The sequence below is a fragment of the Pseudomonadota bacterium genome (assembly GCA_018823285.1).
Lineage (GTDB): Bacteria > Desulfobacterota > Desulfobulbia > Desulfobulbales > JAGXFP01 > JAHJIQ01.
The window spans coordinates 1-26,652 of sequence record JAHJIQ010000058.1 but is presented as its reverse complement, the minus strand read 5'-3'; the positions used below and the strand labels follow the sequence as shown (position 1 = coordinate 26,652).

General features: G+C 55.3%; 21 protein-coding genes. 8 read left to right on the top strand and 13 right to left on the bottom strand.

All coding sequences use genetic code 11. From position 1 onward, the window contains the following. Position 1: 1 nt before the first annotated feature. The 4 genes from KKG35_13465 to KKG35_13450 are packed head-to-tail and all read right to left on the bottom strand — an operon-like array spanning position 2 to position 4,280. On the bottom strand, positions 2-265 hold the full coding sequence (locus KKG35_13465) for a DUF1493 family protein (protein MBU1739135.1): 264 nt from the start codon (positions 263-265) through the stop codon (positions 2-4). Continuing rightward, on the bottom strand, positions 262-1,494 hold the full coding sequence (locus KKG35_13460; protein ID MBU1739134.1) for a beta-ketoacyl-[acyl-carrier-protein] synthase family protein: 1,233 nt from the start codon (positions 1,492-1,494) through the stop codon (positions 262-264). The genes KKG35_13465 and KKG35_13460 overlap by 4 nt, the downstream gene beginning before the upstream one ends. After that, on the bottom strand, positions 1,485-2,990 hold the full coding sequence (locus KKG35_13455; GenBank protein ID MBU1739133.1) for an NAD(P)/FAD-dependent oxidoreductase: 1,506 nt from the start codon (positions 2,988-2,990) through the stop codon (positions 1,485-1,487). The genes KKG35_13460 and KKG35_13455 overlap by 10 nt, the downstream gene beginning before the upstream one ends. A 39-nt stretch (positions 2,991-3,029) precedes the next feature. Beyond that, the gene (locus KKG35_13450) at positions 3,030-4,280 is read right to left on the bottom strand and encodes a beta-ketoacyl-[acyl-carrier-protein] synthase family protein (protein MBU1739132.1); all 1,251 of its coding nucleotides are present in this window, start codon (positions 4,278-4,280) and stop codon (positions 3,030-3,032) included. A 319-nt stretch (positions 4,281-4,599) separates the two neighbouring features. Here KKG35_13450 and efp point away from each other — a divergent pair, with 319 nt between their 5' ends. Both efp and genX read left to right on the top strand, forming a co-directional pair. Beyond that, complete coding sequence (efp, locus tag KKG35_13445; GenBank protein ID MBU1739131.1) at positions 4,600-5,163, top strand: elongation factor P; 564 nt, start codon at positions 4,600-4,602, stop codon at positions 5,161-5,163. A gap of 24 nt (positions 5,164-5,187) precedes the next feature. Then, the gene (genX, locus tag KKG35_13440) at positions 5,188-6,069 is read left to right on the top strand and encodes an EF-P lysine aminoacylase GenX (GenBank protein ID MBU1739130.1); all 882 of its coding nucleotides are present in this window, start codon (positions 5,188-5,190) and stop codon (positions 6,067-6,069) included. A 417-nt stretch (positions 6,070-6,486) separates the two neighbouring features. Here genX and KKG35_13435 read toward each other — a convergent pair whose 3' ends face one another. Next, positions 6,487-7,278, bottom strand: coding sequence for a uracil-DNA glycosylase (locus KKG35_13435; GenBank protein ID MBU1739129.1), 792 nt, complete (start codon positions 7,276-7,278; stop codon positions 6,487-6,489). Positions 7,279-7,560: 282 nt separating this feature from the next. Between KKG35_13435 and KKG35_13430 the strand changes: the two genes are divergently transcribed. After that, positions 7,561-8,916, top strand: coding sequence for a chloride channel protein (locus KKG35_13430; GenBank protein MBU1739128.1), 1,356 nt, complete (start codon positions 7,561-7,563; stop codon positions 8,914-8,916). Between the two features lie 338 nt (positions 8,917-9,254). On the opposite strand, the gene KKG35_13425 is transcribed toward KKG35_13430, so the two are convergent. From KKG35_13425 to KKG35_13415, 3 genes are all read right to left on the bottom strand, one after another. Continuing rightward, positions 9,255-12,329, bottom strand: coding sequence for a ChaN family lipoprotein (locus tag KKG35_13425; GenBank protein MBU1739127.1), 3,075 nt, complete (start codon positions 12,327-12,329; stop codon positions 9,255-9,257). Next, positions 12,319-13,626 (bottom strand): methylenetetrahydrofolate--tRNA-(uracil(54)-C(5))-methyltransferase (FADH(2)-oxidizing) TrmFO, encoded by a 1,308-nt coding sequence (trmFO, locus tag KKG35_13420; GenBank protein MBU1739126.1) that lies wholly within the window; start codon positions 13,624-13,626, stop codon positions 12,319-12,321. Before trmFO ends, KKG35_13425 begins: the two co-directional genes overlap by 11 nt. A 204-nt stretch (positions 13,627-13,830) precedes the next feature. After that, positions 13,831-14,478, bottom strand: a complete 648-nt coding sequence (locus KKG35_13415; protein ID MBU1739125.1) for an adenylate kinase — start codon at positions 14,476-14,478, stop codon at positions 13,831-13,833. A gap of 469 nt (positions 14,479-14,947) precedes the next feature. Here KKG35_13415 and KKG35_13410 point away from each other — a divergent pair, with 469 nt between their 5' ends. From KKG35_13410 to KKG35_13400, 3 genes are all read left to right on the top strand, one after another. After that, positions 14,948-16,342, top strand: a complete 1,395-nt coding sequence (locus tag KKG35_13410) for a class I SAM-dependent RNA methyltransferase (protein ID MBU1739124.1) — start codon at positions 14,948-14,950, stop codon at positions 16,340-16,342. 364 nt (positions 16,343-16,706) lie between these two features. Continuing rightward, the gene (locus tag KKG35_13405) at positions 16,707-18,434 is read left to right on the top strand and encodes a DEAD/DEAH box helicase (GenBank protein MBU1739123.1); all 1,728 of its coding nucleotides are present in this window, start codon (positions 16,707-16,709) and stop codon (positions 18,432-18,434) included. 256 nt (positions 18,435-18,690) lie between these two features. Beyond that, entirely contained in the window at positions 18,691-18,969 is a 279-nt protein-coding gene (locus KKG35_13400; protein ID MBU1739122.1) for an RNA-binding protein, read from the top strand. A gap of 102 nt (positions 18,970-19,071) precedes the next feature. Here the strand turns inward: KKG35_13400 and KKG35_13395 are convergent, their stop codons facing one another. Together KKG35_13395 and KKG35_13390 are read right to left on the bottom strand one after the other, a co-directional pair. Further along, positions 19,072-19,836 (bottom strand): hypothetical protein, encoded by a 765-nt coding sequence (locus tag KKG35_13395; protein ID MBU1739121.1) that lies wholly within the window; start codon positions 19,834-19,836, stop codon positions 19,072-19,074. Positions 19,837-19,879: 43 nt separating this feature from the next. After that, positions 19,880-20,491: a glycine zipper 2TM domain-containing protein gene (locus KKG35_13390; protein MBU1739120.1), complete on the bottom strand. Its 612-nt coding sequence runs from the start codon at positions 20,489-20,491 to the stop codon at positions 19,880-19,882. A gap of 197 nt (positions 20,492-20,688) precedes the next feature. Here KKG35_13390 and KKG35_13385 point away from each other — a divergent pair, with 197 nt between their 5' ends. After that, on the top strand, positions 20,689-21,438 hold the full coding sequence (locus tag KKG35_13385; GenBank protein ID MBU1739119.1) for a hypothetical protein: 750 nt from the start codon (positions 20,689-20,691) through the stop codon (positions 21,436-21,438). A 35-nt stretch (positions 21,439-21,473) separates the two neighbouring features. Here the strand turns inward: KKG35_13385 and KKG35_13380 are convergent, their stop codons facing one another. Next, complete coding sequence (locus KKG35_13380; protein ID MBU1739118.1) at positions 21,474-22,823, bottom strand: O-acetylhomoserine aminocarboxypropyltransferase/cysteine synthase; 1,350 nt, start codon at positions 22,821-22,823, stop codon at positions 21,474-21,476. Positions 22,824-23,203: 380 nt separating this feature from the next. On the opposite strand from KKG35_13380, the gene KKG35_13375 reads away from it, so the two are divergent. Further along, positions 23,204-24,019: a 4Fe-4S binding protein gene (locus KKG35_13375; GenBank protein ID MBU1739117.1), complete on the top strand. Its 816-nt coding sequence runs from the start codon at positions 23,204-23,206 to the stop codon at positions 24,017-24,019. A 107-nt stretch (positions 24,020-24,126) separates the two neighbouring features. On the opposite strand, the gene KKG35_13370 is transcribed toward KKG35_13375, so the two are convergent. Beyond that, on the bottom strand, positions 24,127-25,170 hold the full coding sequence (locus tag KKG35_13370; GenBank protein ID MBU1739116.1) for a c-type cytochrome: 1,044 nt from the start codon (positions 25,168-25,170) through the stop codon (positions 24,127-24,129). Positions 25,171-25,399: 229 nt separating this feature from the next. Continuing rightward, positions 25,400-26,395, bottom strand: coding sequence for a hypothetical protein (locus KKG35_13365; GenBank protein MBU1739115.1), 996 nt, complete (start codon positions 26,393-26,395; stop codon positions 25,400-25,402). Positions 26,396-26,652 lie beyond the last annotated feature (257 nt).

The window sequence follows — 26,652 nt, the reverse complement described above, 5'->3', positions numbered from 1 at the left end:
GTCAACTCTCTTGGGCGGAAGGTTTCAGGCTGCTGATCAGGGTAAAAAGGTCGCCCATGGTTCTGACGGATTTTATCGCCTCTTCATTGGCAAGTTTGACGCCGAAGGATTTTTCCAGGGCTACGACCAGGTCGACCGCATCCAGGCTGTCGAGACCAAGGTCGTCGTAGAGGGTTGCCTCCGGAGTCAGCTGCGCCGGGTCCAGCTCGAACTCCTCGGCAATGACCTCGATCACCTGCCGGCGGATACTGTCGTCCTGATTCATTCCTGCCACCTCCGAAAAATCAGGGCGGTATTGACACCGCCCAGAGCAAAATTGTTTTTCAATATAGTATTAACGGGTTGTGATCTTTTTTTCATCAGCAGATCTACGCAGCTGCATTCAGGGTCCGGGACGGTGAGGTTTAACGTCGGGATCAGTTCCTGCCTCTCCATCATTTCAAGGGCCAGGATGCTTTCCAGGCTCCCCGCCGCACCCAGGGTGTGGCCGATATGTCCCTTGCAGGAACTGACCGGCACATGGGGGCCGACAACCCTGCCGATGGCTTTTGCCTCCGTCACATCGCCCTGCAGGGTCCCGGTGGCATGGGCATTCACGTAGTCGATCTCGCCTGCCTCCACCCCTCCGTCAGCAAGGGCCGCTTTCATTGATGCGGACATCGCCTCCTCCTGGGGATTGGCGATGTGGGCGGAGTCATTGACATGGCCGAAACCAAGCAGTTCCGCATAGATCCGGGCGCCTCTGGCCCGGGCCGAATGCAGGCTCTCGAGCACCAGAATCCCGCTGCCGCCGCCGCAGACAACTCCGTCACGTTCGGCATCAAATGGCGCCGGGGTGATCCGAGGGGCGTCGTTTTTTCGCGAGGCGGCTTTCAGCACATCAAAGACCATGGTCACCGTGTGGTGGACCTCGTCGGCCCCGCCGCATAACACCGCATCCTGTCTGCCGGACTTGATCAGCAGGTACCCGAGGCCCAGGGCCTGGGCCGAAGAAGTGCAGGCGCTTGACGGCGCCCATTGCTCGCCGGTAATGCCGAGCGCGAGGCAGACATTGGCCGCACAGCTGTGGCTCATGACCTTGAAGAAAAATCCCGACTTTATTTCGGCAACCGATTCTTCGCGCAGGTAGGTCCGGTAAAACTTCTCATACGCTTCCGGGCTGCCGGTGGTCGACCCAATGACCGTCCCGACCCGGCCGGAAGCGAGAATCTTATCGTCCAGGCCGGCATCGTCGGCCGCTTCCCTGGAGGCGATAGCGGCATGGATTGCCATGGATCCCATGGTCCGCCTCAAGTTTCTGGACAGGTACTCCCGGGCGTCGATTTCCGGGACCGGAGCGGCAAGATAGGAGAGCATCCCCCCGACCTTCTGCCAGTCGGCCATAAACCGGATGCCGGACTTGCCCTGCCAGACATTTTCAGCCAGCCTGCCGACCCCGACCCCAAAAGGTGAAACGGCTCCGCGGCCGGTTATGACGACTCTGTTCACTGACAATTCCTGACCCTGTTCCAGGTTTCTTCAAGACCCATTATTTCCCCGGCGGTGACCAGTCCGGCCAGGGATGCCCCGAGGACGCCGGTCATCAGCGAACCCTGACCGCTCAGAAACAGCCCCCCGATCCTTGTTCTGGCCCGGGCGACGAACTGGTGCATATTGTGCTGGACCCCGTACACCCCACCTGCCGGAGAGCCGAGTTCATCACTGAAGGTCAGGGGGGAGCCGGTTGCCAGCACCTTGATGGTGGAGCACCCTTCGCCAAAGGATTCCGTCGCCTTTTCAATCATCTTCCGAGAAAGGCTCTCCTTCCATTCGGAATATCCCGCTTTTCTCGACTTGAAGCCATCTCCGTAAACTGCGGCCTCTTCCATAAGGGAAGGTTGCATCAGGATGACACCTTTTGCGGCCGCCCCGTTTTTTCCCTGGGGGTCGTCCCGTCTGCCCGGGGCGGTCATCAGGAGGGTTGTTCCCTCCCCATGGCTTTCCATGAGGTTAAAACCGGGATTCAGCATGTACATGTTTCCCCGGTCGAGATTTGGAACCAGTCCCGGATTGTCGAGCATCCCGAAAACGATGAAGACCGACATGGTGTCTTCAAGGTCCCGCAGGCGACTGCAATAGGCCGGTCGGAAAGCCCCCTCGGCGACCAGATCCGGGAAAGCGGCCGGGTGGCCGGTATATATAACGTTTTCGGCCGAAATTTCAAGCTTGTTGCACTTTACCCCGCTGACCCGACCGTCGGATACGGTAATCTGTTCTGCCGGGCAGCCGGTGATAATTTCAACTCCCGCCTGCTGCAGTTGCCCGATAAAGGCGTTTGCGATCGCCTGTCCGCCACCCTGGATGCCCCAGGCTCCTGAATAATAGCCGTGGGCCACCGAGGCATGCATGGCGATCCCGACTTTATGGGGCGGCACTCCGTGCAGACAGGCAGGGGCGGAAAACACCGCCTGCAGTTCCGGGTTTCTGACCATTGCGGAAACCGCGGCAGTCAGCGAGCTGTCACCCGAACCGAAGAAGTCGCGAAGGAACGGGACCAGAGGGACGTCGGGATTATAGAAGGGGTTTTTATGGCAGATATCCCGTACTGTCTGGAGATACTTCCTGATCCCAACTGACTCAGTCGGGAAAACCCGGCACAACTCTTCAGTCAGGAGCTCGTACGAGTAGTATGCCCTGACGGTTGTATCACTGTTTGCAAACTTGAAAAGATCGTATCCATCGGGGTGCAGGGGGGTGGCGGTCAGGTTGTCCCAGATCCCGATATGTTCCCAGAGAATTCTCAGTATCTGATTCCGAGCCAGTCCGCCGGTATAATGAAATCCGATATCAAAGGGGATCCCGGAGCGGCTGAATCTTCTCAAGGCTCCGCCGGGTTTCCTGTCTTTCTCCAATATCGCAACCCGGCGGCCGTTTTTTGCCAGCAAGGCGGCGGTGGTCAGGCCACTGATTCCGCTGCCGATCACGACAGCATCAAACTTACTCTGGGGCAAATAAAAACCTCGTGAAAAACCCCCTGTTCCGGGGAGATATCAGCCTGGGTTGTTCCGGATCACCAGACAGGCGTTGGTGCCCCCAAAACCGGCAGCATTGCATAAAAGAAAACGGGTTTCATTATATACTTTTTCCCTTGGCAAACGCAAGGACTTAACAGCCGGATCAGGTCTTTCCAGATTGCGGTTTCCGGCAACAAAACCACCCTGTGCCATCAGCAGTCCGTAAACAACCTGGGACGCTCCGGCCATCCAGAATTCGTGACCGGTAAGCGCCTTGGGAGCGGTGATCAGCGGGCCTTCGGTGGTGGCATCGGTGATGAATATTTTTTCCAGGGCCTGGCCTTCGACTTTATCCCCTGCCGGGGTGGAGGTGGCGTGGGCCAGGACCAGGTCTATCTCGGCAGGAGAAAGCCCTGCGTCACTGATCGCCCGGGACATCGCCCGTTCAAGACCTTCACCGCTCGGGACCACGATATGGTGTCCGTCGCTGGTGTTGCCGTACCCGAGGACTTCGCCCAGGATCTGTGCGCCGCGTCTTTCCGCTTCCGGATATGATTCGAGGATGACTGCCGCAGCACCTCCTCCCGGGACCAGTCCGTCGCGGTCCAGATCAAAGGGGCGGGAGGCCGAGGCCGGATCATCTTCCCGGCGGGAAAAGGCGCCGAGGGTGTCGAAACTGCACATGGATTGCCAGGAAATCTCCTGGGCGCCGCCGCAGATCATTCTTTTCTGCCGGCCGGCGGCAATCAGCTCCGCACCCTGACCGATGGCCATGGCGCCGCTGGCACAGGCGCCGCTGACCGTCCAGACATGCCCATGCAGGCCGAGCAGGGTGCTGATATTCAGAGTGATGGTGCTGTTCAGGAGGCGAAAGATGTGGCCGCTGCCGATACTTCTGGTCTCACCCGCCTCCTTCAGAACCTGCACCTGTTCCACCGGGGTTACGGCCGATGAGTCATTGCCGAAAATCATCCCGGTGAGAGGGTCGCCATGGAGGGCGTCGCGGTCAAGGCCCGCCTGGTGCATCGCCTGGTCAATGGCATCCCAGGCCCAGAGGGCAAATTCGGGCATCGATTTTCTTTTTTTACGGTCAAGAATTTTCCGGCTGTCGAATCCGTGGATCACTCCGCTCAGGCCGCTCTGGAAGCCAAGATCCTTCCGCTCGGAGAGCAGTTCAATCCCGCAGCGGCCCAGGGCCAGGGATTCGCTGACTTCTTCCCTGTTCAGACCCAGGCAGGAGATGATCCCGAGACCGGTAATGGCCACCCGGTTTTCACCGTTCAGCATAATCGTTATTCCCGGAGATTGTTGTCATCATAAATTGTTCGGAAAGGTTCATTGATCGGTAACAGACATTGAACAGGTAAAGCGAAATGTATTCCCCGTAGCTCGAAGTCCCACGCTGTTCGCGATCTGTCGCGGGGAGCTTCAATCATCAAGACTTCGGTTGATTTGCGATGCCGGAGAATTTTAACAGGGATGCTCGATTATAGCCCGAAAAATTGATTTTCCCGGTGGCTTATAACTTGTCAAATACGGCGGTCCGGTGTATTAAGCAGTTCGATTTTTTACAGCGGAACAATACAATAACTACGGAGCGGGAATAATGTACAGTGCCTCGGATCTCAGAAAAGGTTTGAAATTAATGATGGACGGAGACCCTTATATCATCACCAAATTTGATTTCTCCAAGCCCGGCAAGGGACAGGCTCTTTACAAATGCCGGTTGCGGAATCTGATCAACGGGAATTCAACCGATCGCACTTTCCGGTCCAATGATAAATTTGAACCGGCCCCCCTGAGTGACCGGCCGGTCCAGTTTCTCTACTCGCAGGGGGATGAGTTCCATTTCATGGACAACAAGTCATATGAGCAGCTGATGCTGTCCCGGGAGCAGATCGGTGACAATGTCAATTATCTGATCGATAATATGGAAGTTTCGGTTCTTTTCTTCAATGATCTGCCGATTGATATCACGTTGCCGATCTTCGTCAACCTGGTCGTGACCAAGGCGGACCCGTGGGTCAAGGGTGATACCAGTGGTAGCGATACCAAACCGGTGACGGTCGAAACCGGTTATGTGTTGCAGGTCCCTCCTTTTATTGAAGAAGGTGCGAAGATCCAGATCGACACCCGGACCGGCGAATATATCACCCGGGTGAAGGAATAACGATTCCGGTCCCGGTTGACTCTCATGGTCGATCTTGAAAAACTCCGCGAACGGGCTGCCATTATCCAGGCAGTCCGTTCTTTTTTTATCTCCCGCGAATATCTTGAAGTACAGACGCCGGTCCGGCTTCCAGCAATTGCCCCGGAGCCATGGATTGAACCCCTGACCTCGGAAGGGCAATTTCTCCAGACCTCCCCCGAACTCTGCATGAAAAGACTGCTCTCCGCCGGAGCAGAAAGGGTTTTCCAGATCTGTCCCTGTTTCCGGAAGGGTGAGCGGGGGCGATTGCATCTTTCTGAATTCACCATGCTCGAATGGTACAGAGCGGGAGCTGAGTACTCTTCGCTGATGACCGAATGTGAAGAGATGGTTCGTTTTGTTGCCGCCGACTTTGATCCGGCAATTGTCAAAGACTGGGGGGATCCCTGGCCGAGGATCACGGTTGCCGAGGCATTCCGGCAATATTGTCGCATTTCAGTGGATGAGGCCCTGGCCACCGATATGTTTGAAGAGTCGCTGGTCGAAGAGATCGAACCCGCGCTGGCTGCCGGAGGCCCGGTTTTTCTGTATGATTATCCTGCCTCACAGGCCTCGCTTGCTCGTCTGCGTAAAGACAATCCCGAGGTTGCGGAAAGATTTGAGCTCTATATCGATGGTATCGAGATTGCCAACGGATTTTCCGAACTGACTGATCGGGAAGAGCAGCATCAGCGCTTTTCACGGGATCGTGAGTTGATCCAGGCTTCAGGGCGGAAGCCCGGGCCATTTCCCGGGAACTTTATTGAAGAACTCTCCCGGATGCCCGAGGCTGCAGGTATCGCCCTTGGTCTTGATCGTCTGGTGATGGTCCTGACCGGATCGGGAAGTATAGACGAAGTTGTTTCCTTTACTCCTGAGGAGCTCTGACTGAGACCTCGGCCGGGGTCTTATCTACATGCAATTTGAATTCACCATGTAAGCGGAATGTGTTGGAGATGGTCTGGCGGGGTTGCGATTTTTTGCGGCGCATTCGGTTACAAAAGCTGTCAGGGGGTGGCGGCAGAAAGTCACGGGCGGGTATCCGTGATTTTTTTTATGATTTCCGGCTGCCAGCCCCCTGATGCTTCCATTTTCGATCCTGGAGCCATCCGGATCGAAACAACAAGAGAGATAAGGTGTTGATGCGCATAATGTAGTAGTAAAACGCGATCTTGTCAATAGGATAAGTTGTTGAATTTGTGTCGATATTTTATCTTTTTTTGTAGGAAAACGACTACCCTGTGTAGGCGGATTCCTACAGCATGAGTCGACGTGGGTTGTATTCCGGGAAGGGGAAAGTTTTCGCTACCGGGCTGGGCTGTTCTCGGCAAGTTTCTTCTGAACCAGCTGCAGGTCGATCCAGCTGGCCTTCTTCATCTCCTCATTCTTCAGCAGAAAAGTTGGGTGAAAAGAGGCCATCAGAGAGGTGCCATGGAAGTCGTGGAATTTCCCCCTGATCCTGAAGAGGGGCTGATTGTTGCCGGTTAAGGTTCTTGCGGCGAGGGGGCCGAGGGCGAAGATGACCGCCGGGTTGACCGCGGCGACCTGTCTCGCGAGAAATGGCAGGCAGGTGTTGATTTCATCAATGGTGGGCAGCCGGTCATTTTCCGGCCGGCATTTGACGATTGAGGTGATATAGACATCACTCCGGTCGAGATGAATGGCTTTCAGCATTTTGTCCAACAGCTCTCCCGCCGCGCCGGCAACGCAGACCCCCGCAGCTTCTTCATTTTCGGAGGGCTGGTCTTCAATGATCAGGAGGCGGGCGGTTTTTTCTCCCTGGCCGGGAATGATCCCTCTCCGCTTCAGGTGGAGTGGACATCGGGTACATTCCGCCAGATCGGCATAGATTTCTTCAAGAACCGGGTTTGCATCCCTGTTCATCAGCGTGGCCATGGCGGAAGTATTTCCGGTCGATACCCTTCGGTTGTCGATGACAGGTGCTGGCTGAATGGTTTTTTCAGGTGCAGGGGGTTTGTCGGCCAGAAAGTTTTTCAGCTCCGGGGTCAGGGGCAGGTCTTTTATGCCCATGTCCTTCAGGAAGACAAGCCGGTCCCGGGTTGCCTTGATGGTCTCAATTATTTCTCTGGCGGCCATATCTGTTCGTGCTGTTTTTTTGGGACGTGCAATGTGAAACCTGCCCCATCAGGTTGTAATTTCATGCGGACCTCTCTTTTGTCCGGAGCGCGTCATCAATTGTTCCTGCCGATGATAATCCCCATTCATGATTCCCGCAAGCTTCAGAGGTGAAGGAGAGGATTTCTCCAAGACCTCCCGATGTGCCTTAAAAGAGGGGTTTGCTTTTTCGGATCTTGTGTTACACTGGATGCTGTCAGGAGGAAGAGCTGAGCGGCGCTCTCTTGCCGCGGGGATTTGTGCATGCGAAGAATTACCGAAGAGACTGTCCTGTTCATCAGTATCTTCAAATGGTTTGTTCTCTCCTCCATTGTCGGCGTCATGGTGGGGCTCTCCACAACCGTCTTTCTTTTCCTTCTCAATCAGGCGACTACCTTTTCCGGACGGTACGAACATTATTTTCTGTTCCTGCCGGTTGCCCTTTTCCTGAGCGCCTGGATCACCAGGTTGGCTCCCGAGGCTTCAGGGCACGGGACCGAGAAGGTGATCGAAGCCGTCCACAAACACAGTTCCAGGATCAAAGCGGCGGTGGTGCCGGTCAAACTGTTGACCACGATCATCACGCTGGCCAGTGGGGGGGCTGCCGGTAAGGAAGGACCCTGCGCCCAGATAGGAGGGGGGCTTGCCTCTGTCTTTGCGACCTCTTTAAAATTCAGTCCGGCCGACCGGAAAAAACTTGTGATTTGCGGGATCAGCGCCGGTTTTGCCTCGGTATTCGGCACCCCCATCGCCGGGGCGATTTTCGGGATTGAGGTTCTGTTCGTCGGCGGCATCATGTATGAAATCCTCCTGCCCTCTTTTATTGCCGGGGTGACCGCCTATCAGATCTCTTCATACCTCGGCGCATCATATTTCTATCATGAAATTCCATTTATCCCCGCCTTCTCCGAACTTTTCTTTTTCAAGGTTGTTTTCAGCGGCATTTTTTTTGGGATCTGCTCCCTGTTTCTGATCGAGATCATGACCTATCTGAAGCAGGTGGAGGAAAAGATCCCTTTCCAGGCGCCGGTGAAGGGGTTTCTCGGAGGAGTTGTCCTGGTCCTTCTCACTCTGGCTGTCTCGACCCGCTATCTCGGATTGGGTCTTGAGACGATTGAAGGCCTGTTGAAGGGCCAGGTGGCGAACTGGTGGGATTTTCTGATCAAGATGCTTTTCACCGGAATCACCCTCTCTTTCGGCGGGAGCGGGGGGATTGTCACCCCGGTGTTTTTTATCGGCGCCGCGGCAGGCAGTTTTTACGGACACATCCTCGGACTCGATCCTGCAACCTTTGCAGCGATCGGGATGGTGAGTCTTCTGGCCGGGGCGGCCAACACACCGATCGCGGCAAGCATCCTGGCGGTAGAGCTTTTCGGCCCCAAGGTCGCTCCGTATGCGGCCGTGGCCTGTGTGACGAGCTTTCTGATGACCGGGCATCGCAGTGTCTACCCGTCCCAGGTGCTGGCCATCATGAAGTCGTCATCGTTCAAGGAAGGGATCGGCAGGGATGTCGAGGATATGCAGGCGGAGTTTGTCTTGCGGAAAAGAAGTTTGACAAGGCTGCTCCTTTCGCTGACAAAGAAGTTCTTTGAAAAGATCGGGAAGGGCGGAAAAGAATAATCCCCCAGCCAGAGACCATGACTCTGACGAACCGAATCCGCAATGAATCGGTAAGGTCTTCAGGAGATCTGTTCGTCTCATTGGCCACGAAATGAAGATGAGTCAAACAAAGATCAGCCCCCTTTTTCGTATTTGATCGCCGGTCAACATGCTTCCAAACTATGATTGACTGTCAGGTAGGTGGATTGACGGGATGGTGAATGATTTGCATCATAGTTATGAGGTGTGGGGAAACTGGGCGTTGGCCGTTTGTCGGCTTTGAAAAAAACGGGGTCTGGATAGCGGCGGTTCAGACCCCGGGTGAAATGATTGTCTGACGGAAAAATTTCCGGGAAGGATTACAGGGGGATATCGATCTCCAGCACCGGGTCGGGCCAGAATTTTTTGATCCTTTTGATCTTCGCCCGGACGGATTCGCCGCTTTTCTTGAAGAACATATAAACCTTGATGTCTTCAACGGTGGCTATTTCCCGGTCATCGAGTTTCAGGATCAGGTCTTTTTCCTTGACCCCAGAACTTCCGGCCTTGCCGTGAGGCGAGATCTTCTCAACCATGACCCCGTTTTCGGTTTCCTTCAGCAGCACTCCCATGATTGCCGCCTTGGGAAGGGCTGCCGGAGAGGAGAAAACCAGAAAATCGGCGGTCGTGGCGCGAACCTCCTGCTGCTCAACATTGATCACCACCGCCTGGCTGACCGGAATTCGGCGTTCCACTCTGGGCGGGATGGCGTTCTGCTTGTCCACATGACCCCGTCCGGCGACCACCGCCATCCGTCGGTCGGGATTATCGGTGAGATAGGTGGCGATGGATTCCGCCATCGTCTCATCCCATAAAGACTGGGCCTGCAGGAAGTTGTTCAGCTGCTCCGGTTTCTGCTGGTGGCCGGAGTGCATGCCGAAAACTGAGCTGATCCGTTCCCGGTAGCCTGGCATTGAAAGGTCGCGGTCGGCAGGGATCACCTGGAGCGATTCCTCGTCCAGGCCGGTGATCCCGGTTTCCTTGTAGACCTTGCTGACAATGTCTTTTTCCAGGTTCAGGGCGATCACCGGGATCCGGTTGTGCCGGGCAAAATTGATGATCGGCTGGTAGAAGCGATAGTCGAAGCTCCATTTGCTGAAATAATGGCTCCGGCGGAGAAACTCCTCCTCGTCGATGGAGTGGTCGAGAACGTAGCTGTCCAGAACGTTCTGGACCGGCCGGTTGAACATCTCCATGCCGATGGCCAGGCCGGGGTTCTGGCGGTGCATGGCCTGGATAATTCTTAACTGCAGCAGATGGTCTTCAACCCTGGTGTGGGTTTCGCCGATATAGACAACTCGTTTGTCCGAGATCCGGTCCATGATGGCGTCAAAGGACAGGTTGGCGCTGATCTCGATGCCTCCGGGCGGCTGGTCGATCATGAAGCGTTGCCCAAGCTCGCTCGGGGTGATCTTTTTTTCCATGGCGCGTCCATTTTCAAAATGAAGGAAGCTGTACTTGCTGTAATGCTGGAGCTTGCGGCTTGCCTTGATGACCTCGGCAGTATCTTCTGCGGAAACAATCACCGCTGTTTCTCCGGTATTGAGCGGATTTTTCCGTACCTCAAAGGTCGCTCCGATATCGGGATGGCCCGGATCGGCAAAGATCCGGCGCGCGGTATTTGACCCGGCGCCAAGAAAGATCAGCGATGATCCGGCAAGCTCCTTGTCGGTGGCATCAGTTTCGGAGATGATTCGGCAACCCATTTCCTCAAGCATTTTCTGCAGGGGTTCGAAGATGTGTGCCCTGGCAGGCTCAACAATGACCAGCCGATTGGCCGAGCCGATGAAACCGGCCCAGACCGGGGGCATTTCAGAAGGAGCGAGGCGCCGCATGAGCCGGTACTCGTCATCAATCACCAGCTCGCGGGGTTTTGCGGCGAGGGGAATTTCAACAACCTTTTCCTTTTCGCTGATGCTGATGACTTTCCGAATTTCGCCGCCATCGGTGATCACCCTGATCGGAACCTCCAGATCGTAGTTGTCGCCTCCATTGTCCTGGCGGAGGGTGAACTTCAACACCGGATGTCCCTGGTCATCCATGACATTCAGGGCGCGGACGGTCAGTACCGGCACATCGGCGCGGCTCAGCCACTGGGTGAAGAATGCAGACAGTTTACTGCCGCTGGTTTCTTCAAAGCCGGCGGCAAGTTCTTCCCATCCGGCCTGCTGGTGTTTCATCCGGGTGTAAAAAATCCTGAGCCCGGCAAGAAATTTCTCGCGGCCGAGGAGGTCATCAAGCATCTGGAAAAGCATTGCCGATTTGGTGTAACCGATCGCCCTTGGCACTTCCTGGCCACTCAGCAGATGGCTCTGGGCGCCGGCAAACTGCTGCAAGCTCATGGTGTTGTCATTATGGACGAAACTCTGATAACGGACCAGCTGGTTCTTTCGGAATTCGACCCCTTCCCCTTGCTCTTCACGGTAGAGCATGTCGGCCAGAAAGGTGGCCAACCCTTCAGACCAGTTCCCCTTTTCCGGGGAGGGGGAAATGGAATTCCCGAACCACTGGTGCAGGGTCTCATGGCCGAGAGAGGTGTCTGTTATGAATGGCAGTCGGGCCACCGATTGGCCGAGAACGGTAAAGGTCGGCATCGCATAGCCGGTCGGCAGGCGGTTTTCGATAACCGTGAATCGTTTGTAGGGAAAGGGGCCGATCATCGTTCGGTATCGTTCAAGATAGGCGAGGGTCTTGTCGCGATAGCCCGCCACCAGGTCCTGGTCTTCGGCAAAAAAGTAGGTGTAGAAATTCTGATTGTCGCCAAAGGACGTCTTTTCAACCTGATAAGGGCCGGCGATAAAATTGAGCCTTGGCAAAGGGTGGGGAAAATGGAAGGTGGCCTTTTTCCCCGAATCGGTTTGTATTGTCTCGATTTCTTCCGCCTCGGAAACTGCCTCGAAGTTTGCCGGGATCTCGGCCGTGAGGTTGAATATGGTGTCCTGGTGCAGAGAAGGGTGCCAGATGCCGGTGAGCGAGATCCCTTCTTCGCTGATCAGATCACCGAGCGGAGAGGTCTGTTTCGTCAGGTCGAGGGTGTAGGAGATGGTTACGGTCTTCGGACCGGGGGTGACGGGAATGGTGATCCCATGGAGCGGGTCGGCAAAATATTCAAGCGCCTGATTGTCGAGATCAATACTCTTGTCGTTGATCCAGAGGCCGGTGACCGCGAGACCGTCCAGGTGGAAACTGCCGCCGGCGTTGGCAGGGAACTCGACCTTCGAGATGCCGGAAAGGGTTGCGCCGGCCGGATCGAATGTGACCGACAGGGTATGCACGGGGGGGATTGCCGCCGCTATAACCACAGGTGGTGAGATAAGCGGGATCCACTGGGTCATCACCGCAAGGGCGAACAGGAACTTCAGGTCCGGGAAAAATCTCTGGAGACTAGATATCATTTTCTTTGCACCATTGCTCAAGGGTTTCAAGGGCTTGTTCGGCTCGGATCTGCCCGCGTAATCGTTTCGGCATTTTCCTGGTGAAGGGCGGAAAGAGACCGAAATTTATGTTCGACGGTTGAAAGGTGGCTGGATCACCCTGCGAAACATGGGCGATCAGGGCGCCCATGGCTGTATCGATCGGCGGAACCACCGGTGGTCTGTCGGTCGCAATGCGGGCTGCGTTCAGCCCGGCCAGAAGCCCCATGGCCGTTGACTCGACGTATCCTTCAACCCCGGTGATCTGCCCGGCGAGAAAAAGATCAGAACGCTGCCTGGTCTGGAGGGTCGGCAGAAGCACCTGCGGTCCGCAGACAAAGGTGTTGCGGTGGATGGAGCCAAGTCTAGCGAATTCGGCATTCTCCATGCCGGGAATCATCCGGAAAACTTCCCGCTGGGCGGAATAGGTGAGTTTGGTCTGGAAGCCGACCATGTTCCAGGCGGTGTTTTCGCGGTTTTCCTTGCGGAGCTGGACGACCGCATACGGGTCCTCACCGGTCCTGGGGTCGGGCAGTCCCACCGGTTTCATCGGCCCGAAACGGGGGGTGTCGATGCCCCTTTCAAACATCACCTCGATGGGCAGGCATCCTTCAAAATACTTCACGTCCTCGAATGAACGGAGAGGCACCTTGTCGCCCGCATTCAATTTTTCAGCAAAGGCCAGATATTCTTCCTCGTTCATCGGACAGTTGAGATAGTCGCCCGGTCCGTCATCGTACCTGGAGGCCTGATAAATGATATTCAGGTCGAGGGATTCAGCGGTGACAATCGGGGCGATGGCATCGTAAAAGGCCAGATGCTCGCGGCCGGTGAAGGTGCGGAGAGATTCTGCCAGCGATTCCGAGGTGAGAGGGCCGGTGGCAAGGATCCAGGGTGCCTCGCCAGGTTCCGGAAGCGCAGGGATTTCCCGGCGGAGGATTGTGATGTTCGGATGCCCCTCAAGAATTTCGGTAATCCTGGCAGCAAATCTCTCCCGGTCGACGGCCAGCGCTTTACCGGCGGGGACCTTGGTCTCGTCCGCGATTTTCATCAGCAGCGAGTTCATGCGCCGCATTTCTTCCTTCAGCAGGCCGACGGCAGACGCTTGGTCGTCGGAGCGAAGCGAGTTGCTGCAGACCAGTTCCGCCAGGGCTGGAGAGGAGTGGGCGGGGCTGTAATGGTCGGGTTTCATCTCGTAAAGAGTCACCCGGCGCCCTCTCTCGGCGCATTGCCAGGCCGCCTCGCATCCGGCCAGTCCTCCACCGATGATGGATATCATGCTTTCGTTGTTCAATTTTTAAGTGGCTGAAATTATTGATTAAAATTGATATCTGGTCAGGGCTGATGAGCCGGGGACTGTTCAGTATCAGGTGTCACAACACATTAAATACAATCGACTCGAATAACAAGCGCTGAAATAAAAAAACCGGCTCCCTCGGAAGAGGGAACCGGTTGCGGACTTGCGGTGTTGTTCCGGAAAGGGTCAGATTTTAAGCGCTGCCCTGATCGCGGAAACGACCACCTCGCTGGAGGTGCCGGTGATGGTTTTTTTGAGGCCTTCTTTTTCGTAGAATCCTGCAAGGGGAGCGGTTTTCTCGTTGTAGGTGTCAAGACGATGGCCGATGGCGGTTTCGGTCTCGTCGGCCCTCTGGACGATCTTGCTGCCGCATTTGTCGCAGATCCCTTGAACCTTGGAAGGCATGCTCTTGATATTGTAGATGGCCTGGCACTTGGTGTTTTCGCAGGTGCGGCGGGTGCAGAGCCGGTCGAAGATCACATCGCGGGGCACATCGATATCGACCACCATGTCCAGTTTGATGTTCAGTTTCTTGAGGAGCACCTTCAGCGCTTCGGCCTGGGGGATGGTCCGTGGGAAACCGTCGAGCAGGAAGCCGTTCGCGCAATCGGGCTCCTGGAGCCTCTGCTCCATGATCCCCATGATCAGTGAGTCGGGGACCAGGTCGCCGCGGTCCATATAGCCTTTGGCCTCTTTGCCGAGTTCCGAGCCGGCCTGGACGGCGCCGCGCAGGATGTCGCCGGTTGAGATCTGGACCGAGCCGTCAATGGCGGTGAGTTGTTTGGCAACGGTCCCTTTGCCGGCGCCGGGTGCGCCAAGAAGAATAAGTTTCATGGGATAAATCCTCCGGAAGATGTTTTATGATAAGTTGGTTATTTTACCCTTCGCGTATTATTTTCCTGCGAGCAGACGGGCTGCTCGATTCAAGCTTTATCGAAGGGTCGCCACTATACACGATTTTTCACCCTTCGGGTATAAGTTTTGTCCGGGCAGGCCGGCTCTTCAACTTCAGCCTCGTTCTTGCCGCCCGGTGCAGCAGGAATTCCCGGCCGATGAGGGCCGGGGGGGCCGGATAAAGATGGGGTTTCCCGGCTTCAGGCGGGAAGGCGTTTTCCCCCTGGCGCGGGTTGCAGGATGACCCGGAACGGGTCGTATGCAAAAGGTGTTCGAAAAATATGGATTGTTTTGTCGACATCCCAATGGCATGGTGTGATGATCGGGATTGTGGGGAATTCCTTGTGACCCTGATCCGGCAAGGCGTGGTCAAGAAGAAACTTCTGATTTTCATTGGATGACCGTGGTTATGAAACAAGGCGAGAAGAACAGGAACCGGACGAAGACAAAGGGCAGGCCGGTAAAAAGGGCAGCTGCCGGGGAAAGGCCGGAAAAGGTGGGGCGCGAGACCAAAAAAAGGTCTGCTCCCGCCAAGCCGGGAGCAACGGTCACCTTCGCCTCCCTGCTGTATGGAATGGCGGGGAGCCCAACGAAACCGGTGGATTCAGTTACCCTGCAGGCGGCGCCCCTTGCCCATCTTCAGTACGGCGATGAACTTGCCCTGAAGGACAAAGCCCTCAAGGAGTTCTGGCAGAAATTCAGGCTGTCGGGTACGCCGGAACCGGTCATCCCGTCCCCCAGGCCGAGGGGGTACCGGACAACCTCCAAACGCCGCTGTATTTTCCGGGGGTCCCAGCTGCATCTTGTTTTCGGGGATAAAATTCTTAAGGACCAGAAGAGAGCGTTTCTCGAGTCGCCGCTTGAACCACCGGAGCATGCCCGGATCTATACTTTTCTTCAGCAGAAGCTGAGCGAGCCGGCCTGGAAACTTATCGCCGCGCATTTGAACTATCTGATCATCAGGGGAAGTTATGAGGAACGGGTGGTGATCCTGAATATCAGGAAGATGACCGGCCCCCTGGTCCACAAGCTGAAGATTCTGGCTGAACATCTGCAGAAGCAGCCGGAACCGGTAACCGGGGTCTTCGCCTATCTTGATCCGACCGGCTCGGATTATTATCTGGAGAGTCGCCGGCCCGAGAGCGGGCTGCAGATGAAAAAACTTTACGGTCCGGCCCATCTTTCAGTCCAGTATGGCGACTGCCGGTTTCATTTTCATCCCACTTCGTTTTCCCAGGTGAACGAGTCGATCGTTTCTTTCATGCTCGGGAAGGCCCGGGAGCTGCTTGCGCCCGGCAGCAAGGAACGGCTGGTTGATCTGTATTGCGGCTACGGGCTTTTCAGCCATTCTCTTGCCGGCAGCTGCAAACAGGTGGTCGGTATTGATGCGGAAGGTCCTTCGATCCGTGAGGCCCAGGCAAATGCCAAACTGAACGGCAACACGAACAAGACCCGGTTTCATGCCCGTCGGATCACCCCCAAATCCCTTCATGACCTGCTGCCGGTCTCCACCGAGCCCACGGTGTATATTCTTGACCCCCCCAGGCAGGGACCGCAGCGGGGGGTGATCGAGGCCATCTGCGAAAGAGAGCCCGGCAGGGTTCTCCATATTTTCTGCGGGGTCGACCAGATTCCGGCCGCTTTCCGGGAGTGGCAGGAGAACGGCTATCAGGTTGAAAGGGTTGTCCCGTTAGACATGTTCTCCGGCACCGCCAATCTGGAAGTGCTGGTCCTGCTGACCAGAAAACCAATGGCGAGCAGCTCGCCTGCTCGGACGAGACATATCTCCGGAGGACGAAAGTGATTTGTTGCCGATAAAACTCCTGCCGGGCACATGAGGATATACCTCAAAAAAAATCCGTATCTTCAATTCGATGCTTGCTTTATTGGTGATTTGGAGTATATTCACCGGTTCTCAAATAGAGATTTATATGTTTTGTCATGAGAGACTGCTGTATCCGACCGCGCAATCCTCTTCATAAAAAGGATTTCGTGGTTTTTTTTTGAGCAATCTGCCCCTGATGAACTGCTGTCGGTCTTGCGGCGGGCGTACGAAGTGAGGCGCCAACCCACGGGGCGGACAGACTGCGTCAACCAGCCCGTTGATGAGCTCACTGAACGAAGTTGTCGAATTTTCGAACACCCCACATCCTGGAAGAACAAACAATATGGTTACATTTGCAGAGCTTGGTATTCACGAAGATATCCTGAAAGGACTTTCATCCCTGGGGTTTGTCGAACCGACTCCCGTTCAGGCGGAAGTCCTGCCCCTGATCCTGGAACGGCGGGCGGACCTGGTCAGTCTGGCCCAGACCGGCACGGGCAAGACCGCGGCTTTCGGCCTGCCCCTGATCCAACTGACTGATGTGCAGGACAAGAAGACCCAGGGGTTGATTTTGTGCCCTACCAGAGAACTCTGTATGCAGGTGGCCAAGGATCTTGAGGCTTTTTCCCGCTACGTTCAGGGAGTGAAGGTTCTTGCGGTATACGGCGGCGCAAGTATTGAACAGCAGATTGCGTCCCTGCGCAAAGGCATCCATATCATCGTTGCCACCCCCGGTCGGCTGAATGATCTGATCCGGCGCGGTAGAGTCGATATTTCCGGAGTCCGCTATGTGGTTTTTGATGAGGCCGACGAGATGCTGCAGATGGGATTCCAGGAGGAACTGAATGCCATTCTCGCAGAGACTCCGGCTGAAAAAAACACGCTTCTCTTTTCCGCGACCATGTCGAAAGGGGTTGCGGCGATAGCCGCAAGGTACATGACCGACCCGGTCGAGGTCACTATCGGCAGGCGGAATGCGGGAGCCGAAAATGTCCGGCACGAGTTTTACATGGTCCAGGCCAAAGACCGCTATCTTGCCCTGAAGAGAATTGTCGATTTCTGTCCCGATATCTATTCGATTGTTTTCTGCCGGACCCGCCAGGAAACCAATGACGTCGCCAATAAATTGATCCAGGACGGATACAGCGCCGATGCCCTGCATGGAGAATTGTCACAGGCCCAGCGGGATCAGGTGATGAACAAGTTCCGGGGTAAAAACCTGCAGATCCTCGTGGCAACCGATGTTGCTGCCCGGGGTCTCGATGTGAATGATCTGACCCATGTGATCAATTACAACCTGCCCGACGATATCTCCAGTTACACCCACCGAAGCGGGCGGACCGGGCGGGCTGGAAGGACCGGGATTTCGGTGGCCATAGTCCATATGAAGGAACATTTCAAGATCAGGGAAATTGAGAGCAAGCTGAGCAAGAAGTTCAAGCAGTGCCGGATTCCGACCGGTGTCGAGATCTGCAAGAAGCAGTTGCTGAGCCTGGCCGATGTGGTGAACCGCGTTGAAGTGGACCATGCCCAGATTGATCCCCTCTATGCCGAAATTGCTGCGAAGTTTGAATCCCTTGATCGTGAAGAACTTATCAAGAAATTTGTCTCTCTCGAGTTCAACCGGGTCCTTGAATATTACAAAAACGCCCCGGAACTCAATGTGAGTGATGGGGAGAAAAGAGAGCACGGCCGCAAGGAACTTCGGCGCGGTGATGCTGCCGGAAGAGCGGACCGGGGCGGCCAGCAGAAATTTGCCCGTTTCTTTCTCAATATCGGACGCCGTCAGGGGCTTGAGCCCCAGGGTCTGATCGGTGCGATTAACGGCATTCCCGGCGTCGGCCGAATCAAGGTCGGGAAGATCGATATTCAGCGGAACAGCGCCATGCTTGAGGCGGACAGCAAGTTCACCCATCAGATCCTTGACGTTTTCCGGGATACCGAAATCAACGGAAAAACCGTCTCCATCGAAGTTGCCGGAGGCACCGGCAAGCAGAGTGGTGGACGGCGGCCCGGCAAAGTCGCCACCGGGCCTCGACAGTACAAAGGACGCAAGGGCAAGAGCGCCTGAAATGCAGCATTTCGCAGCCCCCGAGGAACGGGTGTTGCGCAATACCCACCCACGATACCCCTGCCGGGGCCGGGATGGCGGTTTGTGTCGATGTGTACCGAGGCATGAGCCGGAATGGAAAATCCCGGTGCATCAATAATTGTCGGTCCCGTTGAGAGCGAGCGAAGTGAGACTTCGAGAAGCACGGGACGGACGGACAGTGCCGTCTCTTCCTGTATTTTATCGCAAAACGGCACCCATTCTGAGGAGAATGATTATGAATATTTATGTCGGACAACTGCCTGATAATATTAAAGAAAGCGAATTGAAAGAACTCTTCTCCGTATACGGCCGGATTGAAAGTATCAATCTGGTCATGGATCGTTATTCCGGAAGACCGAAAGATTTCTGTTTCATCGATATGCCCGATAATTCGGAAGCCGACAAGGCAATCAAAGCTTTGAACAGGAGCGCCTTTAAAGGCAAGGAGATCAAGGTGAACCAGGTCCAGGTCCAGCGTGGTAAAAAAAACCAGAAGCGTCGACCGCAATATTGATACGATCCCCGGGAGCAGAGTTTATTTCTGACTCCTGAGTCATGGACCGTTAAGGCCGTAATCCCAGCGAAGGGATTGCGGCCTTTTTCATTCCGGAAAGTTCTACTGAACGCTGTACTCTCTCGCCTCAAGGCACGCTTTCATTGCCCGCTGGTACTGAAGACGCTTTTCTTCGTGTTGTTCTTCCGGCACATCCCCTCCAGGCCTGGTCGGATCAAATCCGGTCTCGTCTGTAGACCAGCGATGGCATTCATAGCGGTCGGTCGCCTGCTGTTCCTCACTCTGGCCGGACTTGGGATAGATGAACAGCTTGTCGGGAATCGGCGGCTCGGTTACCGCCTCCTTCTCGGATGGCGGATCTACAACTTCGTAAACCCGGTCTTCGGCGCGCCATCGGTAATAGACTTCATCGGCATAGTAATAAGGAGTTCCTCTGACCCAGACCGTTGTGTAGAAAGGGGGCAGCAGCGGCAGGGTCAGGCCGACGGGGGGCAGCACGACAGAGAAGCCGACTCCTGATGGTCGGTACCAGATCCCGTCGTCAAAATAGTAATTGTCGCGGCGATATTTGAATACCCGATGGTTATGCGGCAACTCCCGCACCACATACCCCCTTTTCGGATAATAACGGTTGTGGTTGAAGCGGGTGTCGAATATGAAGTTCCTGTCGTTGCGATAACGCTCATGAGACCTGCGATCTTCCCGATAACGGGAACCGTAGTCGCGCTCGGAATGGGAGTCGCGCTTGCTGCGCCACTCATCACCTCCGCGGCCGCGGCCCCGGTCAGCCAGGGCCGAAGTGGCCAGGAGAATTGAAAAAATTGTCAGAATTACAGAGACGGTTATGATCAGGCGGTTTTTTTTCATTAGATTCTCCTTATTAAATGTGCCGTGGTATTGGAAATGAATGTCAGCGGACGGTGTAGCCCCGCCCTTCAAGGCAGGCTGACAGGGCCCGTCGATATTCCTCGGCCCGGCGCTCCGTCTCGGCGAACCGTTGTCCGGATTGGCGATTGTAGTATTCCTGGATCCGGTCGGAGCGTTCCTGTCGTGCCGCATCGGCGGCGGTGCCGAAAATGGCTCCGGCCATGGCGCCGACCAGCGCTCCTTCTGCCGTGTTGTGATGTGAGGCAACCGCCGCTCCGAGAATGGCCCCGGTCACAGCGCCGACTGCGGTCCCGGTCCCGGGAGGAGGTTCGGGAACCACCACAACTTTATGATGCGGGGCGAGATTGGCGGCGCTGGGATCAAAACCGGTCTGTTTTACCCCCCAGAGGTAACACTCATAACTGTCCCGGTCCTGTTGCTCCTGGCTCTGCCCCCTGTTGGGGTAAAAGAAGACTTCGGTTGATGGAGGTGGGGGCTGAACGCTTTCAACCTCCATCTCCGCATAACTGGCCGAAGGAGGCATGCAGGCCGTGAAGCCGGGGAAGATGATCGTTGCCAGCATCAGCATGGTGAAATAATTGCGGCGAAGTGTGGTGGGAACTTGGGCGTGCATTTTCTTTATTTTCTGCAGCATATTTATTCTCCTTATTATTCCCCCGTGCTTCAAAAACTATGATCGGCTGCGGATGTTGTCAAATTTAATTTTGGTTAATATTACCGGAAAAAAGGATGGTCGACCGATACTGTTTTTGATGGTAAATAGGTGGCCGGTGTTGGTAGTGGATAAATTTTAAAATCAATAATGTAAGCATATCAGATGAGAACGTCGTCATGAAACCGAGAATTAAAATAGCTTCCGCCCGAACTCCCGACGGCAGCGAGATGGAACTGTTGCAGCATGACCGGGATTTCTTCATCAAGGTCAACGGCGAGGACCTGATGCACAGCCGGCACTATGAGTCCGAGCTTGAGCTGGCGCGCCTTGGCTGTGCCCGCCTGGGGAGAAGTCAGGAACCTTGTGTCCTGGTCGGGGGACTGGGAATGGGTTATACCCTGCGCGAGACTCTTGATCTGCTCGTTCCGCAGGCCGAGATCGTGGTGGGCGAACTGATGGAAGCGATCGTCGAATGGAATCGGCGGTACTTTGGCGAGTTGAACGGTCGGCCGCTTGAGGATCAGCGGGTGCGGCTGGTAACCGGTGATGTTTTAAAGCTTATTTCTGGTTCCCGGAACAGGTTTGATGCGATTCTGCTTGATGTCGACAACGGGCCAAAGGCGATGACCGATTCCGGGAACAGCCGGTTGTATGGATATGAAGGGGTCATGGCCTGCCGCCAGGCGTTGCGTAAGAAGGGAAATCTGGCCGTCTGGTCGGCCGCTCCCTGCAAGGATTTTGAGGAAATCCTGATCGGTTGCGGTTTCCATGTGCGCCGCTACCGGGTCCCGGCCTACAAGGGGAGTAAAAATCAGTCACGCTTTGTCTGGGTCGCCTCGGAGAGTGAAAAGAGCCTGCCCCCCGGCGGCGGCGAACCGCAACAGCCGAAACAGACCAGCTGGAAGAAAAGTCGGAAAAAACGTTAGTGCAGGGGGTGGCTCTCCCCCTGCACTGATGATCGTCAGCCGGCGGTGGCTGCCAGGGCCTGATTGAGATCCGCCGTGATGTCGTCGATATGCTCAAGACCCACCGAAAGGCGGATGAAGTCGATGGGGGCGCCCGCTGCCGCCTGCTCCTCCGGAGTCAGCTGGGAATGGGTGGTGGATGCCGGGTGAATCGCCAGGCTCTTGGCGTCGCCAATGTTCGCTAAGTGACTGAAAAGCTTCAGGTTATTGATAAATGATTTGCCCGCCTCAAGCCCGCCTTTGATCCCGAAACCCACCAGTGCCCCGAAGCCGTGCCGCAGGTATTTCTTTGCCAGTTTGTGGGTGGGATGGTCGGCAAGCCCGGGGTAGACCACCCAGTTCACCAGGTCGTGATTTTCGAGGTGTTTCGCCACTGCCAGGGCATTGCTGCAATGCCGTTCCATCCGCAGATGCAGGGTCTCCAAACCCTGGATGATCTGAAAGCTGTTGAAAGGGGAGATACAGGCGCCCAGATCCCGCAGGAGAATGGTCCTCGCCCTGATCACGTAAGCGGCATTCAAGACGGCATCACTCCAGACAACCCCGCCATAGGAAGGATCGGGTTCGGTGAACATCGGGAACTTGCCGGACCCGGGCCAGTCGAAATTGCCGCTGTCGATGATGATGCCGCCGATGCTGGTGCCGTGCCCGCCGCAGAACTTGGTCAGGGAATGGACCGAGATGTCGGCGCCGTAATCAAAGGGCCGGCACATGAAGGGGGTCGAGACTGTATTGTCGATGATCAGCGGGATTCCCGCATTGTGGGCGATTTTGGCGATCTTTTCGATATCCGGGGTGTCGAGCCTTGGATTGCCGATGGTCTCGATAAAAATGCATTTCGTCTGCCCGTTGATTGCCGCGGCAAAGGCGTCGGGATTTGAGGCCGCAACAAAGGTGGTGGTGATTCCGTACTGCGGCAGGGTGTGGAGAAAAAGATTGTAGGTGCCGCCGTAGAGGCTCGCCGATGAAACGATGTTGTCGCCGGGGCGGCAGATGTTGATGATCGCATAGGTGATGGCCGAAGAGCCGGAGCTGGTCGCTAAAGCGCCGACCCCGCCTTCGAGATGCATCATTCTTTTTTCCAGAACATCGGTGGTCGGGTTCATGATCCTGGTGTAGATGTTACCGGTGGCTGAAGGATCGAAATCTCCCGGGCGCAAGCCGTCTTTGTCGAGGTTTAAGCGCGGCGCCCAGACCTCGGGCTTTAATGAAAACAGCTGGGCTGCGTCTTCGGTGTCGTTAAAGACGTAACTGGTGGTCTGGTAGATCGGCACGGCCCGGCTCCGGGTGGTCGGATCGGGAGTGTGGCCGGCGTGCAGGACGAGGGTTTCAGGTTTCCAGGACATTGTGAACCTCCGTGACAGGGTGAAAGGATCATGATTAAGAAAATATCTGCTTCCGGACCTGTTGCCGAAAATAGTAAATCAGGCGATTGTTGTTTATACCACAACGTGGCATTAGAATTCCAGTAGTATGCAAAAAAAATATCTGGTTGACACTGAACTCCGGCAAATGACTCTTTGAAAGACCCATCCCCAGGCAGGCTTACCCTCGACAGACTCAGGGTGAGCGGTGGACTCTTTGTTGTGTATGAGTTGTTCTCCTCATCCTGAGCGTGTCGAAGAATGGCTGAAATTCTATCATAGTCAGCGTAACACCTTGAAAACAAGTTTAGATTCAACTAAAACAAATTTTCGATATTTAGAAGAAGGGAGATGAGAAAACGATGTGTGAATTCTGCACCAAGCATGGCGACGGCAAGGTCTGGTTTAAAAATGCGGCAAATTATGCCAACGACCTGATGAGCGATCTCTCCCGGCGGAACTATATCAGGGATTTTTTCACCTCGACCATTGAAGAGGGGATCGTTACCATCGGGCGGCTTGAGACCATCTACCGCAAGAAAAAGATGCTCCCGGAACGGGTGGTCCGGCAGATGGTGGACAAGGCCAACGAGGAGCATTTCGGCCAGGTGGTGACTATTGAGGATATCAGGGAGATTGTCGGCCGGGCGGCAACCGTGGTCAGAATGCCCTGCGCCTGCCGCTGGGCATCGCTGAAGAAAGAAAACCGCTGTTGTTACAGCGTCAGCTATACCCCGGAAACCTGGTACAAGGACCTCGACATGAGTTACTTCGGCAAGGCGGAGGACATGGGGCTTGAGAGTCTCAGTCCGGAGGTGGCAATCAGGCAGATGGAGGAACTGGAAAAAGAGGGGGCGGTCCACACCATCTGGACCATGATCACCCCCTTTATCGGCGCGATCTGCAATTGTCGGCCGGTTGACTGTCTTGGTCTGCGCACCCTCGCCATTGATGTCGAGACCATGTATCGCGGCGAACAGGTGGCCGCAGTTGATAACGCGCTCTGCACCGGCTGTGGGGCGTGTGAAGATGCCTGCCACTTCGGCGCCATCAACAGCAGGGAAGAGGTGGGGGAGTTCCGGGCGGTGATCGATCCCGGAAAATGCTTCGGCTGCGGGCTTTGCCGCAACAGTTGCCCGCATGAAGCGCTTGGGATGGTTGCCCGGCACTGGCGGTAAAGTCTTTTGAGCACCTTCCGCCACAATTATGGCGCTCCAAAATGAAAACCGGAAGCCGATCAGTCGGCTCCCGGTCATTTTCCTGCCAGTTCAGATGAAGTATACGGCTACCTTTTCGTGCTGACATCGGTCAGTGCGCCGAGAAAGGCCACAACGTCGGCGATTTCCTGGGTGTTTAAGGCAACGTTGACCGGATCGACCAGATTCTCTTCCACATCGGGAGTCAGTCCCCCTCTATCGTTATGAAAGCTGACCATTGCGGTTAACGTGGGAAAATATCCGTTGTGCGAATAGGGGGCTGTTTCGGCGACATTTCGTAATGTCGGGATCTTGAATTTCCCGTCTTCACCTGCCTTGACATATCCAAGGCCGAGATCCGGATCAGGGTTTACCAATGGATTGTTCGGCACCCCGATATTGGCATAACCGTAAGTTGTGAAAACCGGGCCGGGCGCGCCTGCCGGCGGGGTAAGAGAATGGCAGGAGTCACAGCCGGCCTTCCTGAATACCGCCAGCCCCCGCGCTTCCGCCGCGGTCAATTCATCGCGATCGTATCTGGAATTGAAAGGATTGAGTTCTCCTGATCGTTCATAGGCGGCAATCAGCCGGGCGATTTCATCGTAAGCGGCAATCGGGTCGTCGAAAAAGGTGGTCCCATAGTTTTCAATAAAGAGCTGGGCGTATTGAGATTCTTCCACCCGCGCAACAACCGATGCCACATCCGGCATATTCATTTCAACGGGATTCAGCGGCGGTCCCTGGGCCTGTTCAGCCAGAGGGTCACCGAGCACTTCCCCGGTCATGCGGCCATCCCAGAACATGCCGCCAATCCATTCTCCGGCAGCGTTCTGAGCGAGGATCGGGCTGTAACCGGCATAAGCGGAGGTCGGGGCATTCCGCCCCCCTAAAGAAATTCCGTCATCCCCTAAAGAGACCATGGTATTCTCGGGATCTCTACTGTTGGTCGGGTCGGCAAAGCCAGATGACCTGTGATGGCAGGTGGCGCAGGATTGGGTTCTGTTCCACGACAGGTCCTTATCCTGATAAAGGTGCCTGCCCATCTGCTCCTGAACGGAGAGATTTGCCGCCATGGCCGAGCCGGCTGATATTGCCAGGGTCATTGCGATCGCGCTTGCTGTGATTTTTTTCATTTGGTCCTCCACGCATTTAATTTGTTGGTAAAAATAAAAATTTCGTCATGCGAGGGTCATTCTTCCATTTTTATCTGGAAAAATTCAATGTGGCCGATTGTCACATCGACCATGCGGGGGACAAGTCTACACCTCATTTTGGAGGGATCAGTGTAATCGGGGGGGGATTCCCCGCATAAGCCAGGGGGATCGGCAATGGTGCGCGACCGGAAATAGTTGCCGCCGGGGACTATTTCAAGGCGGGGCTTAAACTCTGTCCGGGATCAGGGCATTCGACCTCGATCTCGCATTCGCCTTCCGTGCCCGGTTCCGGGGTGAATCCGTAGGATTGATCCGGCAGGTAGGTCTGCCCCTGGTAGGGATTGTGTTCCGAGTTGTTGAAGCAGACCTGGTTGATGTAGCTTAAGATCGGGTCCTCACCCTTGATCAGCGAGAAACCGTTGGTCTTTTCGATGATCATCACCGGGATGGTTTTGATCCCGAGAAGCGAGAGGACCAGTCGGTTCAATGACGGGTCATAGTCGGGGAAGTGTTCCAGCTCCGGATGCTCCAGAGACTCAATGGGCTCGATGGGATTGAAGTGCATTTCGCAACTGTTGCAGTTTTCGAGCGCCTTGATCACGGTCTGGCAATGGGGGCAATTGGCGGAAAAGAACAGATAGAGCTGGTTTTCCGGGGCAATGCAGCTGGTTTTGGCGAAGGTCCCGGAGAGCAGGGTCCGGGTTTTCAGCGACATCTGCGACTGGCCGAAATTCAATGAGCTGAAGGCGATCATTGAGGCTGCGAAAACCGACAGCCCGAGAAATATCTGCCTGCGCCCGCTGATGAGATTCAGAAAGAGAATAACCCCGAAGATGATCAGGCAGTAAGAACAGAGGGTGTGAATCACAAAAACCTGGTAGCCGACCAGCACCCCCTCCGCGCCAAGGCCGGTGAGGAGCAGCAGCGCGGTCCAGCTGAGTTCGGGGTGTGGTCCGGATTGCGGCCTGCGGGCTGCAACAAACAGGGCCAAAAAAAAGAGGAGTCCGGCGAGATTGACGAACAGGGGCGGCACCCTGGTCAGTTCCTCCACCACCTTGCACCCCTGGTTCAGGCAGAACGCCTCACCGCTGAAGAGGATGGTCGCGATCTGCACGCCGATGAAGCCTGCTGCCAGCAGTGCGGTTCCCTGGATTATATTGTCGGTTTTTTTCATTTTCTCAGGATACGCTGTTTCCGGGTTCATCTTGGCCACCAGCAAAAAATTAATGGCCAATATAATCAAATTTTGAAATTTTTCCTACTGGCTCATCCATGGTTGCTGGTCCAATATATAAAAAACCATAAATTCAAAAAATAATTTCAATAAACTTATTGGGTCGGCTAGATTGCGGGAATTATCGGAGGCAACGATTGTAACCATAGTTCTGACTATTAAGGAGACTTCTTGAAAAAGATCATAATTGCAGGATTGTTACTGGTGGTTTTACTGCCGACCGGAGC